This window comes from Streptococcus infantis (assembly GCF_021497965.1).
GTDB lineage: Bacteria > Bacillota > Bacilli > Lactobacillales > Streptococcaceae > Streptococcus > Streptococcus infantis_B.
This window is the reverse complement of record NZ_CP046525.1, coordinates 67935-84790: the sequence shown is the minus strand read 5'-3', so window position 1 is coordinate 84790 and position 16856 is coordinate 67935. Positions and strand designations below refer to the sequence as shown.

General features: G+C 40.0%; 15 protein-coding genes and 1 pseudogene. 4 read left to right on the top strand and 12 right to left on the bottom strand.

All coding sequences use genetic code 11. The features are described from left to right. Positions 1 to 79: 79 nt before the first annotated feature. The 4 genes and pseudogenes from GOM46_RS00365 (at position 80) to GOM46_RS00350 (ending at position 2915) form a co-directional block, all read left to right on the top strand. Positions 80 to 406 (top strand): PadR family transcriptional regulator, encoded by a 327-nt coding sequence (locus GOM46_RS00365; RefSeq protein WP_000273853.1) that lies wholly within the window; start codon positions 80 to 82, stop codon positions 404 to 406. Continuing rightward, positions 393 to 986 (top strand): DUF1700 domain-containing protein, encoded by a 594-nt coding sequence (locus GOM46_RS00360; protein ID WP_235083633.1) that lies wholly within the window; start codon positions 393 to 395, stop codon positions 984 to 986. Before GOM46_RS00365 ends, GOM46_RS00360 begins: the two co-directional genes overlap by 14 nt. Beyond that, positions 979 to 1925 (top strand): annotated as a pseudogene (locus tag GOM46_RS00355) (DUF4097 family beta strand repeat-containing protein). The gene GOM46_RS00360 and the pseudogene GOM46_RS00355 overlap by 8 nt, the downstream one beginning before the upstream one ends. 30 nt (positions 1926 to 1955) lie before the next feature. Then, positions 1956 to 2915: a DUF6574 domain-containing protein gene (locus GOM46_RS00350; RefSeq protein ID WP_235083632.1), complete on the top strand. Its 960-nt coding sequence runs from the start codon at positions 1956 to 1958 to the stop codon at positions 2913 to 2915. Between the two features lie 82 nt (positions 2916 to 2997). On the opposite strand, the gene GOM46_RS00345 is transcribed toward GOM46_RS00350, so the two are convergent. From GOM46_RS00345 to GOM46_RS00290, 12 genes are all read right to left on the bottom strand, one after another. Beyond that, entirely contained in the window at positions 2998 to 4185 is a 1188-nt protein-coding gene (locus tag GOM46_RS00345) for an Mbeg1-like protein (RefSeq protein ID WP_235083631.1), read from the bottom strand. Then, positions 4182 to 5369, bottom strand: a complete 1188-nt coding sequence (locus GOM46_RS00340) for a hypothetical protein (RefSeq protein ID WP_235083630.1) — start codon at positions 5367 to 5369, stop codon at positions 4182 to 4184. Before GOM46_RS00340 ends, GOM46_RS00345 begins: the two co-directional genes overlap by 4 nt. A gap of 90 nt (positions 5370 to 5459) precedes the next feature. Next, positions 5460 to 5876 (bottom strand): TM2 domain-containing protein, encoded by a 417-nt coding sequence (locus GOM46_RS00335; protein ID WP_235083629.1) that lies wholly within the window; start codon positions 5874 to 5876, stop codon positions 5460 to 5462. Positions 5877 to 6082: 206 nt separating this feature from the next. After that, positions 6083 to 6541: a TM2 domain-containing protein gene (locus tag GOM46_RS00330; protein ID WP_235083628.1), complete on the bottom strand. Its 459-nt coding sequence runs from the start codon at positions 6539 to 6541 to the stop codon at positions 6083 to 6085. A 144-nt stretch (positions 6542 to 6685) separates the two neighbouring features. Then, complete coding sequence (locus tag GOM46_RS00325) at positions 6686 to 7546, bottom strand: DUF4299 family protein (protein WP_235083627.1); 861 nt, start codon at positions 7544 to 7546, stop codon at positions 6686 to 6688. 124 nt (positions 7547 to 7670) lie between these two features. Further along, positions 7671 to 8657, bottom strand: coding sequence for a rhodanese-related sulfurtransferase (locus GOM46_RS00320; protein WP_235083626.1), 987 nt, complete (start codon positions 8655 to 8657; stop codon positions 7671 to 7673). Positions 8658 to 8852: 195 nt separating this feature from the next. Then, positions 8853 to 10046 carry an OFA family MFS transporter gene (locus tag GOM46_RS00315; RefSeq protein ID WP_006151067.1) on the bottom strand — a complete coding sequence of 398 codons (1194 nt, stop codon included), beginning with the start codon at positions 10044 to 10046 and terminating at the stop codon, positions 8853 to 8855. A gap of 379 nt (positions 10047 to 10425) precedes the next feature. Beyond that, on the bottom strand, positions 10426 to 11919 hold the full coding sequence (locus GOM46_RS00310; RefSeq protein ID WP_235083625.1) for an ABC transporter substrate-binding protein: 1494 nt from the start codon (positions 11917 to 11919) through the stop codon (positions 10426 to 10428). Between the two features lie 104 nt (positions 11920 to 12023). Beyond that, the gene (locus GOM46_RS00305) at positions 12024 to 12944 is read right to left on the bottom strand and encodes a carbohydrate ABC transporter permease (RefSeq protein WP_025170531.1); all 921 of its coding nucleotides are present in this window, start codon (positions 12942 to 12944) and stop codon (positions 12024 to 12026) included. A gap of 13 nt (positions 12945 to 12957) precedes the next feature. Beyond that, a complete protein-coding gene (locus GOM46_RS00300) occupies positions 12958 to 13887 on the bottom strand; it encodes an ABC transporter permease (RefSeq protein ID WP_235083624.1) in 930 nt (309 codons plus the stop codon). A 203-nt stretch (positions 13888 to 14090) separates the two neighbouring features. Beyond that, a complete protein-coding gene (locus GOM46_RS00295; protein WP_235083623.1) occupies positions 14091 to 15971 on the bottom strand; it encodes a beta-N-acetylhexosaminidase in 1881 nt (626 codons plus the stop codon). After that, positions 15965 to 16834 carry an ROK family protein gene (locus GOM46_RS00290; RefSeq protein WP_235083622.1) on the bottom strand — a complete coding sequence of 290 codons (870 nt, stop codon included), beginning with the start codon at positions 16832 to 16834 and terminating at the stop codon, positions 15965 to 15967. The genes GOM46_RS00295 and GOM46_RS00290 overlap by 7 nt, the downstream gene beginning before the upstream one ends. Positions 16835 to 16856: the final 22 nt, after the last annotated feature.

The window sequence follows — 16856 nt, the reverse complement described above, 5'->3', positions numbered from 1 at the left end:
AGCGTTTCCATTTAGATGTATGATATATGTGTAGAATAATTATATATAAAATTTTTATATACTAAAAAGGAGGTGCCCCATGTATTTCCCAACATCATCGGCCTTGATTGAGTTTCTCATCTTGGCCATTCTAGAACAAGGGGATTCCTATGGTTATGAAATTAGCCAAACCATTAAACTCATTGCCAAAATCAAGGAATCTACTCTCTACCCCATCCTGAAAAAACTGGATACCAACCGCTATCTGACTACATACTCTCGCGAATACCAAGGTCGGATGCGGAAATACTACTCCTTAACAGAGATTGGGGAGGAGCAACTATTTGTACTCAGAGAAGAGTGGACACTCTACACTGACACTATCAACGGCATTATAGAAGGGAGCATTCGCCATGACAAGAACTGAATATTTGAATCAGCTTGAAGCCTATCTGATGAAGCTTCCTCAAGCTGATCGTATCGAAGCCATGGACTACTTCAAAGAACTCTTTGATGATGCTGGTCCAGAAGGTGAGGAAGAACTCATAGCTAGTCTCGGTAGTCCAAAAGAGGCTGCCCATGATATTTTGACAACACTTCTCGATAAAAAAATCAACGAAGAAAATTCAAGTAAGAATAACCGTCAAGTGATACAAATCGCTATCCTAGCACTTCTTGCGGCTCCTATCGGCATCCCTGTAGCAATTGGTTTCCTCATGGTTATCATCGGGATTTTTATCGCTGCGATTAGTATACTTTTAACCTTCTTTGCTGTATCGGCAGCTGGAATGGTGCTCGGAGCTGTCCTCCTATTTGAAAGCTTCTACGTTCTGGCTGAATCTACATCTGCCTTTATGCTGATTTTTGGTGGAGGTTTACTGGCAATCGGAGCTTCGTCCCTCGTTTTGCTAGCAACTTCCTATGTGACCCGTTTCTTTGGAATACTAGTCCTTCGACTCATTCAGTGGATTCTTAATAGAGGAAAGAGAGGTGAAAGTCATGCGTAAATTAACAAAAGGATTTCTTATCTTTGGTATTGTCACCAGTATCATCGGTTTTTCCATGATGATCATCGGTATCCAAACTGATGGTGTCAGAAGCCTCCTTGCAATGTCTCAAAATCCAGTCTTTGAGAGCCGAATGGAAGAGCTCACATTTGATCAAGATATCGAAAATCTTAACATCTCACTAACACAACATTCTCTAGTTATTACGGAGTCAAACGATGATAAGATTCACATCCAGTATCATCCAACCATCTCTGAAAAAGAGAATCTTCAACATTCTAGCAAAGAAAAAACTCTTGAGATTTCCGACACCAAGTCAACTACACGTCCTTCTGTTGGTTCTAGTATCCAGGGTATCCTCTTTATCGTAAGCGGAGTTTCTAGTCGCAATGATGAAGTTGTTCTCTCATTACCAAGAGGAAAGGACTTAAAAAATCTTACAGCTCAGGTTGACCATCGTATCCTTTCAATTTCCAATGCAAAAATCAGCAATGCTAAGATTCAGTCAAATGGCTATCTTCTTCGGATCACTGATAGCGAGATTAAAAATAGCCAACTAACCACAGCTGGAATTGTCAATGTATTTGAAACCAGTCTGACTGACAGCCGCATCCAAGCAGAACATGAACATATCTCTGCTGACGACATCCAAATCCATGGCAGAGTGGAATTAGAGACAGAAAAAGATATGACCCTAAAGCTAACCCAAAAGAATTTGACAGAATCAATCTAGATCTTTCTTCTGACCATGGTTCCATCTATCATCGTAGTCGGGAAGGATATAATCCAAACGAGGAAAATAAGGAAGATGAAGAGTTCTCTAATCCTTACAAATCAGAGAAAAAAGATACACAAGATTTACTTGTCGCAAAAGCTGGTCGAGACATCAATCTACCAAAAGAGGATGTTCGCTCGCCTTCTTATAGAAATCATGAATAAAAAGTTACTAATCAAAAGGGAGGTCTCATCATGACTCAAGAATGGTTTGAAAGTGCTGATTTCGAGAAAACAGCCAACAATGATAAAAAAGAAAGTCCATCTGACCCAGTCATTCCCGTGGAAGAACTAAAAGAAAAAGAAGAGTTGGCAGTAGTTGAAGAAAATCCTCAAGACAAGCCCGAAGAACAGGATGCTGATTTAGAAAAAGTAGAGACTGAAGAACAAGAAGAAGCTGAAGATAAACTGGCAACAAAGACAGACCAGTCAGAAGAGCCTGTCAAAGAAGCACCTCAGCCTAGCAAATCTTTGGAAAGTCCATTTGTCCCAGATCCTGTACCTACAAAAACGGTAATCTTCAAAGAAGAACTAGCTGACTTTTGGATTTGGTTACAAGGTGCCCTTAAAGAACCGACAGCAAGGTTTGATACAGATAAAAAACACAGTTACACTGCTTTTGCGCTCCTAACTATCTTTTCTGCCACGAGTTTCCTCTTTACAGTTTATCACGCCAAGCAAGGCTACTACGGCCGCATGGCAGCCATCGACTCTAAAGCTCTCCAGCATCTCCCTTCACTAAATCTCTTTTCTATCTTCTCCATCCTGGTAGCGACAAGTTTGTTCTTCTTCTCTATCCTCATGGGTGGATTTGTAGTCAAACGTTTTGTCGATCAGGACAGTGATTGGACATTGGAAAGAGCCTTTCAAGTACATAGCAGACTCTTGGCTATCCCAATTCTCTTGACAGGCATTGCTAGCTTCTTTGCCTTCTTTAACGGTCTACGCTTTGCGGCTCTTCTCTGCCTCATTAGTATGGGCATGGTTCTACTTGGTAACCTCTATATCATTTCAAGACCTAGCAAGGATAGTCAAGTTGACTCCTTCTATCGTCTCCTCTTGGCATTCCTAGTCAACGGTGGCATTCTATTTCTATTCTTCCTAGCAGAAATGGCACTTGTTTTCGACTATCTTCGAATTCTTGTCTTCTTATAAAAAAATCCCAGCTATTTAGGAATAGCTGGGATTTTATATGTCTAACGAACCACTATTTCTCATCTTGTAGTTTCGAGAAAATCTATTTACCTTTTCGTTTAGACCTTTTGAAAACTCCTGTGATATTTGAAAATGCACTTTTGGCAAAATGTTCCACTTTACCTTCGACCTTCTGAATGGGCTTTGGAAGATAACTCTTAAAAACATCAAATTGAGCATTGAATAGTTTGAAGAAAACTTGTATGGTCATCTTCTTTTGTTCAGATGTTAGACGAGTCATATTATTAACAATGTTGATAATCTTCTTCGGAGTATCAACTGTTATGTCTGCGAATTTATTAATACCTGATTCCAAAAAGACATCAAAGATAACATCTGAAAACTCTTGCTTTTCATTGTTACTCATGGTATCTAACCAGCTCGAAATAACCTTGTCGGCATGAATACTTAACTGAGATTGATTTTCAATCTGGACAAAGTCTATTTGCCCCACCTCCCAAGAGAACGTATCGTGTTGAAGAAGCAAAATGGCGTTACTCTTGACTACTTTGGCATTCACCGGTGGCTCCAATAAGACGCTCACCATTGAGTCTTGAGGAATGTAGGAGGCAATTCTATCTTTTATTCGGAGAAATCCTTCTGACTCCAAAAGGGACTCATGAAGACCTGGAGCATCAAAGGCATAAATTTCTGAAACCGAATTCTGCTTTTCTTCGTCTAACTTTGAACTGGCATAAATTGCAAGATTTCCACCTTTAGAGTGACCAGATACAATATACTCTCCTGGGTACTCCGTCATCCGCTTTTCTAAGTATTGATGGGCAGACTGTTGAGCTGGAACCTCGTGCATAAAGGTCATGTGGAAGTCTTCTTTCCAACCAATCAGATTCTCATCTGTACCTCGAAAAACAACCAAATATTTTTCTTCTCCTAGACGATAGGTTATGGCTGAAAATTGACGCTCAATATTTGAATCGATTTTATTAATAAAATCAAAAGCTTCAATAGTGCCATACCGAGCACTACGTCCTAAAATTCTAAGCAAATCAATTCTAGGTGTAGTAATAACTGATAAAATTTCCCCTTTTTCACCATTAAGCGTCGTATAATACTGCGCTAATTTTTCTAATGTTATTTCACCTTCAGTAATGATCTGCTCAAAAGGTAAATAGGCTACTTCTGTCAATGCAAGGACATCTAAATCTTTAAAAAAGACTTGGTCAAATGAGTATGTTTTCAACCCCTGAGCATAATCAATGATGTTCCTCATTCTACTCTCCCTATTCTTTTATTACTGTTCTCTTCCTTATTCGAAATGGATTCAAAAATAATACTTAACGCAAGTAACAATACCCAAAATGGAGAGAACCATATGATTACTAGATTCATCAAAAACATCAGATACTTCCAATTGGTTTTTACAACTAAGGTTGGAATAAAAAAGCACAAAAACAAGAAACCACTAGCAAGTGAAAAGAAAATTCCAAATGATGATTCCAGACTATAAATTGGAGATAGAATGTCGTAAGTGTTCAAAAGCGGGAAAACAAGGGCTAAAACAAGGGCCAATATGATACTTATTGCCACTACGCTAATGTTTATCAAGTTTGAATAACTCGCCCTACTGTTTAACCAGTTGTTCCATTTCTGTATTTTAGAATGATCTTGTCTCTGCCTTACGCTGCCTGTATCTGTGTAGGTATAATAATTGGGGATATGTGCCCAGTAGATTCTTTCAATCACTGTCGCAAAAAAGTTCGAGCGAGATTGGAAAGGTTGTAAAAGTACATTCTTTTGTTGACCCAGATGTCTTTTAAATAAAGGTAAAAAGCGGAAGGGATCGTGATTGGAATAGAAGTTTATCAAGTTGTCATCACTCTTTAAAAAATGAGACTCTTTCAAAATTTCTTGACTGCGCCGATTAAAAGTCCACCAAGGGGAAGTCGCAGAAAATGTTAGACATCTCTCTATCCCATCCTCAAAGATGTATAAACGTTGAGCCAGCAATCCTCCCAAAGATACACCGGAAACTACAAAGCGTTTGTGGGGATACTTCTTTCTCAAGGAATGATAAAACGTTTGAAGACTATCATACTGATACAAGTGGACCAAGCCCATACTACCTAGAGTCGAGCTATAAATCCAGTCTTGAAAAATCGTTTTGAAACTATCTTCGTCATTCACCTTGGGGATGAAACGAGCATCAGCTCCCGTCTTACGAAAGAGTTTTTTCCCAATCCCTACATCAGCCCCTCTGACAACCATGTAGATAGTATCCTCGCCTTTCACTTCATAAGCAACGGCTTGTAAGCCATTTACCCACGAAGCATTCTCATCAATCGAGGCAAGTTTTTTTACAACTTTATCTTCAAAAACTACACTTCCGTATCGCATTATTTCTGTATTGAATACAATACTTGTCAAGTATACTAATAATCTAGTTTCTTTAATCATTTGCTTTATTTACTGTCAAAAAAAGATAAGTAGTGAGCGGGATGCTTTCCCGTGTTTTATAACACTACTTATCTTTAAACGTTAATCTACTTATCCTTCGTTTGCTTCTGTGGTAGCTGAAGGCACTGTCATTGTAGCAAGGGCGTTATTGATAGCCACCAAGTTTGCTTTCTTAGTCGCATTGATGATAAGGAACCAATCGACAACAACCCAAATCCATGTAACCGAAAGTGAGAGCCCGAGTGTAATAACAGCCAATAACACAGTAGTCAATAGCTTACCAATTCCTAGGCCAGTATTACCAATATAGAAACGGTCAACCCCAAATCCACCTAAGAAGATAGAAAGAATCAAAGCTGTTGTAGGGTTTTTAACGTTTGCAGCAGCGATCACTTGGTTGGCTTGTGAGTCATCTAGTTGGCTCAAGCGTTCACGAAGTGATGGAAGTTGCTCCGATGGGAAGCTCCCAGTGTTTGCTGACAAGAATGAATCTGTAAAGTTTGACATAATAATCTCCTCTTTATGTTTTCTTCTATTCTAGAGATTTTTTCCCCTTTTGTCAAATTTTCTCTAGGTTTACCGCCTGTTTCGGCCGGTTTTTACTGTCTCTATCATACTTCCTTTCACTCGTGTCACATTTATTCTTTGGCTTCTGTAAACAAAAAACCCTGTCAATCTTTGACAGGATTCTTATATGCAAAAGATATATTTACTTATTCTTCAGTAGTTTCTACTTGTTCTTCAACAACTTCTGCTGGTTCTGCAATGACTTCTACAGTTTCTGGAGTAGCTGTCATTGTAGCAAGTGCTGTGTTGATAGCTTCAAAGTTTGCTGCTTTTGTAGCGTTCATGATAAGGAACCAGTCAACAACAACCCAAATCCATGTAAAGAAAAGTGAGAATCCGAGTGTAATGATAGGCAATAGCAATGTAGCCAAGAGCTTACCAATTCCTAGACCAGTATGACCAATGTAGAAACGGTCAACCCCTAATGCACCTAGGAAGATTGAAAGAATCAACGCTGTTGTAGGGTTTTTAACATCTGTAGCAGCAATCACTTGGTTTGCTTGTGAATCGTCTAGTTGGTTCAAGCGTTCACGAAGTGATGGAAGTTGCTCTGACGGAAAGTTAGCAGTATTTGCTGACAAGAATGAGTCTGTAAAGTTTGACATAATAATCTCCTCTTTATGTTTTCCTATATTTTAGACATTTTTTCACTTTTTGTCAAACTTCCTCTGTGTTTCCTATATTTTTCAAAGTCCCAGTTCAATTTAACCAAAAGAAATACACTCAATACATCTTCCTTTAGAATTCCTTTATTTTACATTTACCAGTGTTTCAAATGCCTCTCCTGAAACAGGTCCTACTTCTACTTGATTGGCATCTAGATTCTGATAGAGTTCTTCTGGCAAAGCTCCTAAGAAGTTTTGATAATCAAGCCTAGCTACTGCTTCATAGTCTTCTGGTTTAGAACCATTTCCAGAGATTTTCACCAGGTCAATCTCCCAGACAAGTTCCTTGCCTACCAACTGTTCAACGTAAGGTGCTGGAATCACAGGTTCCTTTGGTAAGATTGTTTTTACTCCCTGAGCCAGGTGGTAGATACCATGAATCTTACCCTCGCTATCTGGATAGAATCTGGCGCTTGCAGGATATGCATCCGACCCTTGAACCTTTTTGACTAATGCTTCAAAACGTGCCAAACCATCTTCTTTTAAGAAGCTTTCTAAATCCTTCTTGTCAAAGTAAACAGGTGATAGAATTCCTTGGCAGAAGCCCAAACGAGCATCCTTATCCGCCAAATAGTTTTTAACAGTATCGTGGAAATAATTTTCCAAATCAAAGTCTGCCAATCCTTCAACTACTTCACCGACCTTACTTGATAAGGCTTGCAAGAGAGCTTCTACAATCTCCCAATCAGATCTTGTAATCAAGTCAGGAATGATTACTTGATAGCCTTTTTGAGAGTCTAGGTAGCGAACTTTAAAGAGAAACTGAGATCTGCCCACGATTCCACACTCGATATACTCGAGGCGATTAAGAGGTTGACGGAGATAGACAGCATCATAACTATGGGACTCTAGGCCTTCTACTAAAGCTAAGACTGACTTAGCTGTAAGAATCTCCTGTTGCCCTAGAATACTTTGTTTATTTGGAATAAAAAATGTTTTCACCATAAATGGTCTCCTTTGAAATCGTTTACATCTAGTATACACCATTTTCCTGAAAGATGCAGAAACAAATTTAAGATTTTTTGGTCAAAAGCATAGAAAAACAGCCCTGAAAGGCTGTTAATACCTATTATATAACTTCAGAATGATCTAGGTTCTCACCAATCGCTGCTAAACGCTCAATGACTTGGTCTTGCGTCAATTCATGCTCTAAAACATAGCGATTGCGTGGATGAACACGACACTCGTGTGAGCACCCGCGGAGGTACTTGTCTTCATTCTCTTCAGATGTCAAGATACGACGGTTACAGAAAGGATTACCACAGTTTACATAGCGTTCGCACGGTGTGCCATCAAACCAATCTTTTCCGACGATGGTTGGATTGACATGATTGACATCGACTGCAATACGCTCATCAAAGACATACATTTTACCATCCCAAAGCTCACCTTGAACTTCTGGGTCTTTACCGTATGTTGCAATACCTCCGTGCAATTGACCAACATCTTTATAACCCTCACGAACCATCCAACCAGAGAATTTTTCACAACGTACTCCACCTGTACAGTAAACCACGACACGTTTATCCATGAATTTTTCCTTGTTATCACGAACCCACTGTGGTAACTCGCGGAAGTTACGGATTTCTGGACGAATTGCTCCTCGGAAATGACCTAAATCATATTCATAGTCATTACGTGTATCTAAGACAACGGTATCTTCATCAAGTAAAGCTTCCTTGAACTCTTTTGGAGATAGGTAAGCACCAGTTGTTTCTAATGGATTAATGTCATTGTCAAAGTCATTGTCTTCAAGACCAAGGTGAACAATTTCTTTTTTGTAGCGAACAAACATCTTCTTGAAGGCTTGCTCGTTTTCTTCATCAATCTTGAACCATAAATTCTCCATTCCTGGGAGACTGTGAACATAGTCCATATATTTTTGTGTTGTTTCGTAGTCACCTGAAACTGTTCCGTTAATACCCTCATCAGCCACAAGGATACGACCTTTTAGACCGATAGATTTACAGAAGGCCAAATGATCTGCAGCGAATTGTTTCGCATTCTCAATTGGAGTATAGAGGTAGTAAAGTAAGACACGAATATCTTTTGCCATAAGATTTGATCTCTTTTCTATTCTTAAATTTTCAGAATTTTTCATCTAACTATACTAGTATACCGATAAAGAAAAGCGATTGCAATTTATTTGACTGAAAATTAACCTCCTCTGGCAGGAGCTAGTTTTGATTTGCAATCCTACATCTAATTCAAAATCATAAAAAAATCCTTGGAAAATTCCAAGGATTAATGTTTATGCTTTTTTAGCTTTAGACATGTAGAAGAGTTGGAGAAGAATACCAACGATAGCCATACCGATAACGATGAAGAAGGCCATTGTGTAGTCTCCTTGGTTTGCTTGTGCAAGACGTGCACCAAGCTGTGGACCAGCAATCGCAGCCACACCGTATGCAGTAAACATCCAACCGTAGTTTGTTCCTACATAAGTTACTCCCCAGTTTTCAGCAGTGATACCTGGGAATGAACCTAGGAATCCACCGAATGACAAGGCAACCATCATAACTCCAAGGATAGCCAAGATGCTTCCTGGGCCTTTGAACAAGGCTGTAAGCAATAATCCAACAGCAATTGCTCCAAACATAGCGATAACTGTAGGGTAGCGACCGATCTTATCAGATACTGAACCCCAGAAGATACGTCCAAATGTATTAGCGATAGATACTAACATAACGAAGAGTGTAGCTTCTCCTACAAGTTGATACTGGTCAGAAATTGATGCTGCAGTACCGATGATCATCATTCCACCAGTAGCACCAAGAACGTAAATCAACCATAGAAGCCAGTAATTTCCGTCACGAAGCATTTCTTTGTAAGTTTTACCTTCTGGTTGAGATGCTCCAGCTGCCGGTGCAGCCACAGGAGCTTTCTCCATAACCAATGAAGAAGTACAAATAACAATTAGAAGAATGATACCTAATACTTTGAATGTTGAGTAAACACCCATAGAAGCAATCAAAGATTTGGCAACTGGACCGATAATAAGGGGACCCAACCCGAAACCTGCTGCTGTCAAACCACCAGCTAGACCTTTTTTATCTGGGAACCACTTAGTGGCAACTGAAGTAGATGCTCCATAAGCTGAACCAATACCAAGTCCTAGGACAACCCCGTAAGTGAGATAAAGGACTGGAAGAGTGGTAGCAAATCCAGTAGCGAACATACCAGCACCGAAGAGAATACCACCTAGGAATACAAATTTCTTAGGTCCTACTGAATCGACTTTAGGACCAAAAATAATCATACCAACAGGTACCATTGCAAAAGAAATACTAAAGGCCAAAGAAGTTTGGGCTTGAACCCATCCTTGACTAGCATTGGTTTCTAGCAGTGCCTTTTGAAAGACTGACCAGGCGTAACCAGCACCTAGAGAGAGATTCGTTAAAATGGCTGCTGCCAAAATTAACCAACGATTGGGTGTTTTTTTCATATGAATAACCTCATGTAAAATTCTTATCCCCAAAGGGAATTATTGATAAAAATTGTCGATTGTCATTTACTCAGCCTAGATAGCCAATCTAGAAATCACCAAGTAAATAAAGTAATTTTCACAAAGTTAAGCGCTTTCATTGTTTTACACTATTATTATAAGCTAGATTTATTTAAAAATCTACTTAATTAAACTAATAGGGATATTAGCTCAATTAAGCCCTATTCATATACTATCATATTGTATTTAAAAAGCTTTTCTAGTCGCTCTCTTTAGCATTTTCGCACCAAATACAAAAAGAATCACTACCCCATCTGGAAATACTCAGACAAGATAGTGATTGCAATTTTTAGGAATGAATACACGAAATCAATCTATCTTAAGATTTTTTGTTTTTCAAGAATTCATCGTATTGTTTTTGCATTTCATCCAATACTTTTTGGTAAGCACCTTCAGATTTAAGTTTTTCCATCAATTCTGGAATAGCTTTTTCTGGGTCTACAGTACCAGTGTTGATAGCTGTATCGAATTGTTGCATAGTGTTAGTGATAGCTGAGATTTCAGATTTCACGTTGTCAGTATTGAAGATGAATCCAAGCGCTGGAGATTCTTTTGCAGTTTCCAAATCTTTCTTAGATTGTGCAATTTGTTCATCTGTAACGTTTTCGTTGATGTAAAGGATCCAGTTGTTACCAGTGTTCCATCCTGACATGTGAGTGTTTCCTTTGTATCCATCAAGGACTTTAACACGGTTTTCTTTACCTTCAACTTTTTCCCAGTTCTTGCCTTCTGGTCCATAAACAAGTCCGTTCAAGAGTTCTGGGTTAGTGTTCAAGAGGTTCAACACTTCCATTGCTTTTTCTTTGTTCTTAGAGTTGTTTGAGATTACAAAGTTTGCAACTTGAGTTGTTTGGTTTTTCTTGATGAAGTTAGTAAATGGTTTGATTTGGATATCTCTGTTAGCAACACGAGAAAGCAAGCTGCTACCGTAGTCAGCTGGTCCTACTGTTTCTTCACGAACAAGCCAAGTATCTTGAGTAAGGTCATATGAAGTTTCGCTTGTTGCTACGTCTTTTGGAATGTATCCTGCCTCATAGTATTTGTGAAGAGTCTTCAAGTGTTCTACGAAACGAGGAACTTCGTAACGGTTTACGATCTTAGTAGTGTCGCCTTCAAGGTCGATGACGAATGGAAGACCATTTGCAACTGGGTAGTCAAAGTTTTCTGATGGGATAAAGTTTTTACCAACAGCGAATGGCATTACATCTGGAGCTTTTTCTTTGATTTGTTTCAATACTGGTTCAAGTGTTTCGTATGAAGTTACACCTGAGATATCGATTCCGTATTTTTCAAGAAGTGGGCCGTTGAAAGCAAAGTTTTGTGAAGATGCAACGTTGGCTGCAACTGGAACTGCATAGATTTTACCGTTTACAGTGTTACCTTTGATGTAAGCTGGGTCAAGTGCTTTGTAAAGGTCAGCTCCTTCTTTCTTGTACAATTCTGTCAAGTCAGCATAAGCACCTTTTTGAGCGTTTACGACATAGTTATCTGCAAAGGCGATATCATAGTTTTCACCTGATGAAGTGATAACTGACATTTTCTTGCTGTAGTCACCCCAACCAAGGTATTGGATATCCAATTTAGCACCAACTTTTTCTCCGATGATTTTGTTTGCATTTTCTAGCAACTCATCCAAGTTATCTGGTTTGTCACCGATTTGGTACATTTTGATAACAGTCTTATCACCTGATGACGATGATGATGATTCAGCAGCTTTTTGGTTGTTTCCTTTAAGGTTACCACAAGCTGCAAGTCCAGCAGCCAAAGCTAGAAGGCTAGCTGAAGTAAAAGCATATTTTTTCCAGTTTTTCATGATAAAAACTCCTTTTTTTATTTTTAAATTTAAAACAATTTTAGTGATCTACTTTTCACAAGAAAAGTTAGATAGGGTAGAGAAAACTTGTTTCTCAGTGTCTCTTATTCTTTAACACCACCGATGGTTAAACCTTTTACAAAGTAGCGTTGGAAGAATGGATAGAGAATCGCAATTGGAACAGTCGCAACTACGACCATGGCCATACGGCCTGTTTCTTTTGGTAGGGCAACTGCAAGTTGTCCTGACATCCCAACTGACTTAGCAATGTAATCCATGTTGTTTTGAATTTGCATGAGCAAATATTGCAATGGATACAAGTTGTCACTCTTGATGTAAAGAAGGGCATTGAACCAGTCGTTCCAGAATCCAAGTGCTGTCAACAGTGTGATAGTCGCAATCCCTGGAAGAGAGAGTGGTAAACAGATTTGGAAGAAGATCCGCGCCTCACTAGCACCATCAATACGAGCCGATTCGAGGATTGCTTCTGGAATGGTTTTCTTGAAGAAAGACCGCATCAACATGATGTTGAATGGTGATAGAAGCATCGGAACAATCAAGGCCCAAATAGTATCACCCAAGTGAAGTAGCTGAGTTACCACGATATAGCCTGGTACCAAACCAGCATTGAACAACATACTAAGAAGAGCAAAGATTGTAAAGAATTTGCGATACTTAAATGTTGAACGTGAGATGGCATAAGCGTATGTTGTTGTGATGAATACGTTTGTCAATGTACCGACAACTGTCACAAAGGCTGAAATAAAGAGCGCTTGTAAAATTTTGTCTTTAAACTGAGCCAAGAATTGGAACCCATCTACACCAAACTTCGATGGGAAGAAACTATAACCATATTGAACAATACTTTTTTCGTCTGTAACTGAAATAATGATTACGAAGATGAAAGGCAAGATACAAGAGAAGGCCAGCAAACCAGATATGATACTAAAGAAGATATCTGCTTTTTTGCTGAAGGAGTGTATGCCAACATTATCAATTTTTTCTTTTTGAATTTTTTTTGCCATATGCTCCTCCTTTCTAGAACAGTGCTGAGTTAGGATCAACACGTCTTGCAAGTAAGTTTGATAGGATAACGAGAATCAAACCGACGACTGACTGGTAGAGACCGGCTGCTGATGCCATACCTATATCTGCTGTCTGAGTCAATCCGTTAAAGACATAAACGTCCAATACGTTTGTTACACTATAGAGCTGACCAGCGTTGTGAGGGATTTGGTAGAAAAGACCGAAGTCTGCGCGGAAAATGTTTCCGACTGCAAGGATAGTCAATACTGTCACAAGCGGTGTCAACTGAGGGATGGTTACGTTACGGATACGTTGCCATTTGCTAGCACCGTCCACTGTCGCCGCTTCGTAGTAAGTTGGGTCAATACCCATGATCGTTGCGTAGTACATCACACTACTATATCCAAAGCCTTTCCAGATACCTAGGAAGAGGAGGAGGTAAGGCCAGATACTGATATCAGCGTAGAAGTTGATACCCTTCATCCCGAGAGCTTCTAAAGTGTGGTTGATAAGCCCTTTATCGATGTTTAGGAAAGCATCTGTAAAGAAACTGATGATAACCCAAGATAGGAAGTAAGGGAATAACATAGATGTTTGGTAGATTTTAACCATTTGCTTAGAGCGAAGTTCACTAAGGATAATGGCAATACCAACTGAAACAACCAAACCGATAAAGATAAATCCAAGGTTGTAAAGCACAGTGTTTCGAGTGATGACAAAGGCATCTTTCGAACTAAACAAGAATTTAAAGTTATCTAGTCCAACCCATTTACTATTCATAATACTGTGGACGAATCCTTCACCAGTCATATGGTAGTCTTTGAAGGCAACCACATTTCCAAATACTGGGATGTAGAAGAATAAAATCAACCAAAGTGTCCCTGGTAGAACCATTAAGAGAAAAATCCAATTATCTCTCAAAGTTTTTGAAAACTTGTTCATAATTTCCTCCCTTTTTATTTTTCTAAAACTTGATAATCTCACATTTTTAAACTTGATAACGTTTACAAAAATAGTATACTCTTATTTTTAGGACAGTTTAAACTACAAATTATAGAAAAAACTCCACAAATTATTTTATGTGGAGAGCTTTTTTATATAAGAAGGATGTTTCACGAGAAACTTTTTTTCTGAATAGAGTTTTTCTAAGTTGTGTAAATAGTCGAAGCTGTCGCAATAGTATGCCACTGGTTAGCCGTTGTGGCTGCGAAGTCCTTGTCTCCGTAGAAATCATTGAATGGCAAGATGTCTACTTCTAGTTCTTCGATGCGGTCAATTTGACCAGCAAGATAAGCCTCAATACGACTTTCTGCTCGCTTAATTCGTTGCAAGAGTCCTCCCATACGAATATCTACTGTATCCAAGCCAAAGACCTTGTTTTCTTTCAACCATTGCTGGCTAAAGAGCTTGTGGAAGTTTTCAATCTGGCTTCTGAGTTTTGGTAATTCTTCCCGAGCGATTTGTTGCAAGCTCTCTTTATCACCTTTTTGATAGGCTTGACGAATGCGTCGGCCCACATCCACTTTGCTACTTAAAATGGCATTCAACTGTGCCTGAGTTTCAAAGAGATAAGCATAGTTTCCTGCTTTTTCTTTGATAGCAGTAAGAGTCTCAGCTGCTTGGGCAAAGTGTGGCTTGTCCTGTTCAGGTGTCATGTGCTTGTCAAGAATTGGGCAGAGAACATCCTGATAAAAGACATAGCGGTTGGGGTTGATACCATGTATATTACCTGGTAGGTCTGGCAATAGGTTGGCTAGATCCAGCTGCATGAAGTCCTCAACCGATAGACCTGTATTGGTCTTGAAATGGGCAGATAGACGTTCTAAATCATTGCGGTAGCTGAGTTCCGACCAGATTTGTAAGCTTGGCAGAATCGAGAACTGGGCTGTTTCACCACCATTATCCCCCCAGCCAGTCACAATGACTTCTTTGATCTGATTAGCACGGCAAGCTTTGTTGGCTTCGACCGCAATGAGACGGCTGAAGTGGTTGTGAGGCGTAAAACCAATCCACTTCCAAGCACCACCAGCAAAGGCGATATCCTGGCTAATCTTGTGGTGATTATTAAAGTTACGGTTGTATTTTTCTTCGCTATCCTGATAATAATCCCAGTAAACCAAGGTCACACGGTCTTTGAGACGGTCTAAGTAAACACGAGTTTCCTCTGGAATTTCCACATCACGGTCGTACTGGCCATCTGCTGACATAAGCTTGAAGAACATATCGCTCCACATCTGGCAGTGGAAACCATACTTGTCTGCAATATCCAGCACGCGCTCCAAGTGTTGACACATGAGGAGGCTCCGATCAACCACACCGTTTAGGATAAGGTAGCGTCCCAAACCAACCAAGTGAGCTTCGTCCATCCCGATATTGACCTTGCGTGTTTGTAGTTTAGACAAAGTAGCAAACATACCGTCAATCAGATCGTAGACTTTTTCTTCACCGATGAGGAGAATATCCTCTACATCGCGGAGTTCTTGCACTTCTTTGACGCCCCATTTGACAAAGGCTGACAAGTGGGCCAAGGTCTGGATGCATGGGACAAAGGTCATGTCAAACTGCTGGGCGTATGCTTCAATTTCCTGTAACTCTTCAGCTGAATACACTCCACGGAAATAACCAAAGTAAGGTTGCCCCTCAATCTGATAGGTGTCTTCCATATAGAGCTCAAAGGTTGAATAACCCATCAGAGCTAAGACTTCAATCATCTGCTTGGCAGATGCGACATTGAGCACGGCATTTCGCGAACAGTCCGCCATATAGGCTAAATCTTCATAGGCCGCCTGCTCTTCAATCTCTACCTTGTCCCCTTCTGCTAAAGCTGTTGCTAGCACAGATAAAGCACGGTAGAGTTGATGAGGTTTACGGTAGGTCAGTTGATACTGCCCCTTCTCACCCTTGATAGAGATAGAAGCTTGGTCAGACTGAGCGACTGCCACCTCTACATCTGATAGAGAAATGTGACTTTTTAATACTTCGATAGCTTGCGCTTGTTTGGAACTAAGTCCTGTAAAACTTACCATTGGTTTTCCTCCTGTAACCAGTTGACAAGGGCACCGTAGAGATTGGCATCTGCATGATAGGTGCAAGCTTGAATGACTGGAGCAATTGTATATTCTTCATATCTTTCCACAAAGGTGTCTACTGCTTTTTGCACGCCTTTGATAAAATCTGGGTTTTGACTGATAGAGCCACCTAGGCTAATCACATCTGGATCAATCAGGTACTGGATATTGAGCAGTCCTTGAGCTAGATTACGATTCATCTGCTCAATGGCTTCCTGGCAAAGAGTATTGCCGGTTGCCGCCTCTTGATATACCTTGCGTCCATCCCAGTCAGACTGACCTGATTTTTCAATCACATAACGAACCATGTTTCCTGTAGAAGCTAGTAGTGACCAGTTGTTGAGTTTTTCTGCAGGCTCGATAGTTGTCATATAGCCAAACTCACCGCCCAAACCATGACGTCCACGGTGAAGCTTCCCATTGATAATCATGGCGCCACCAATCCCTGTACCAATCACGACACAGGCTGCATTTTCAATCTCAGGGTGAGCCAGTAATTCGCTGAGTCCAACACAGTTGGCATCATTTTCTAGATGGACAGGTAGCTGGTGATGAGCAATGGCCTCATACCAAGAAAAACCATGGATGTAAGGAATGGCGCTAATCCCCTCAATCACTCCTGTTTCTTGATTAACTGCACCTGGCACACTCATAGCAATCCCACGGTAGTCACGTTCTGACAATCGCTGGTCCAACCAAGCTAGCAACTCTTCCAGAGTTTCTGGAGTTGGGGTGTTGGTCTTATCTAAAATTTTTCCATCAGGAGTGAGACTAGCAAACTTAATCCCAGTCCCTCCGATATCAATCGTTGCAATGGTCATTGCTTTTACCTGTAAAAAGGAG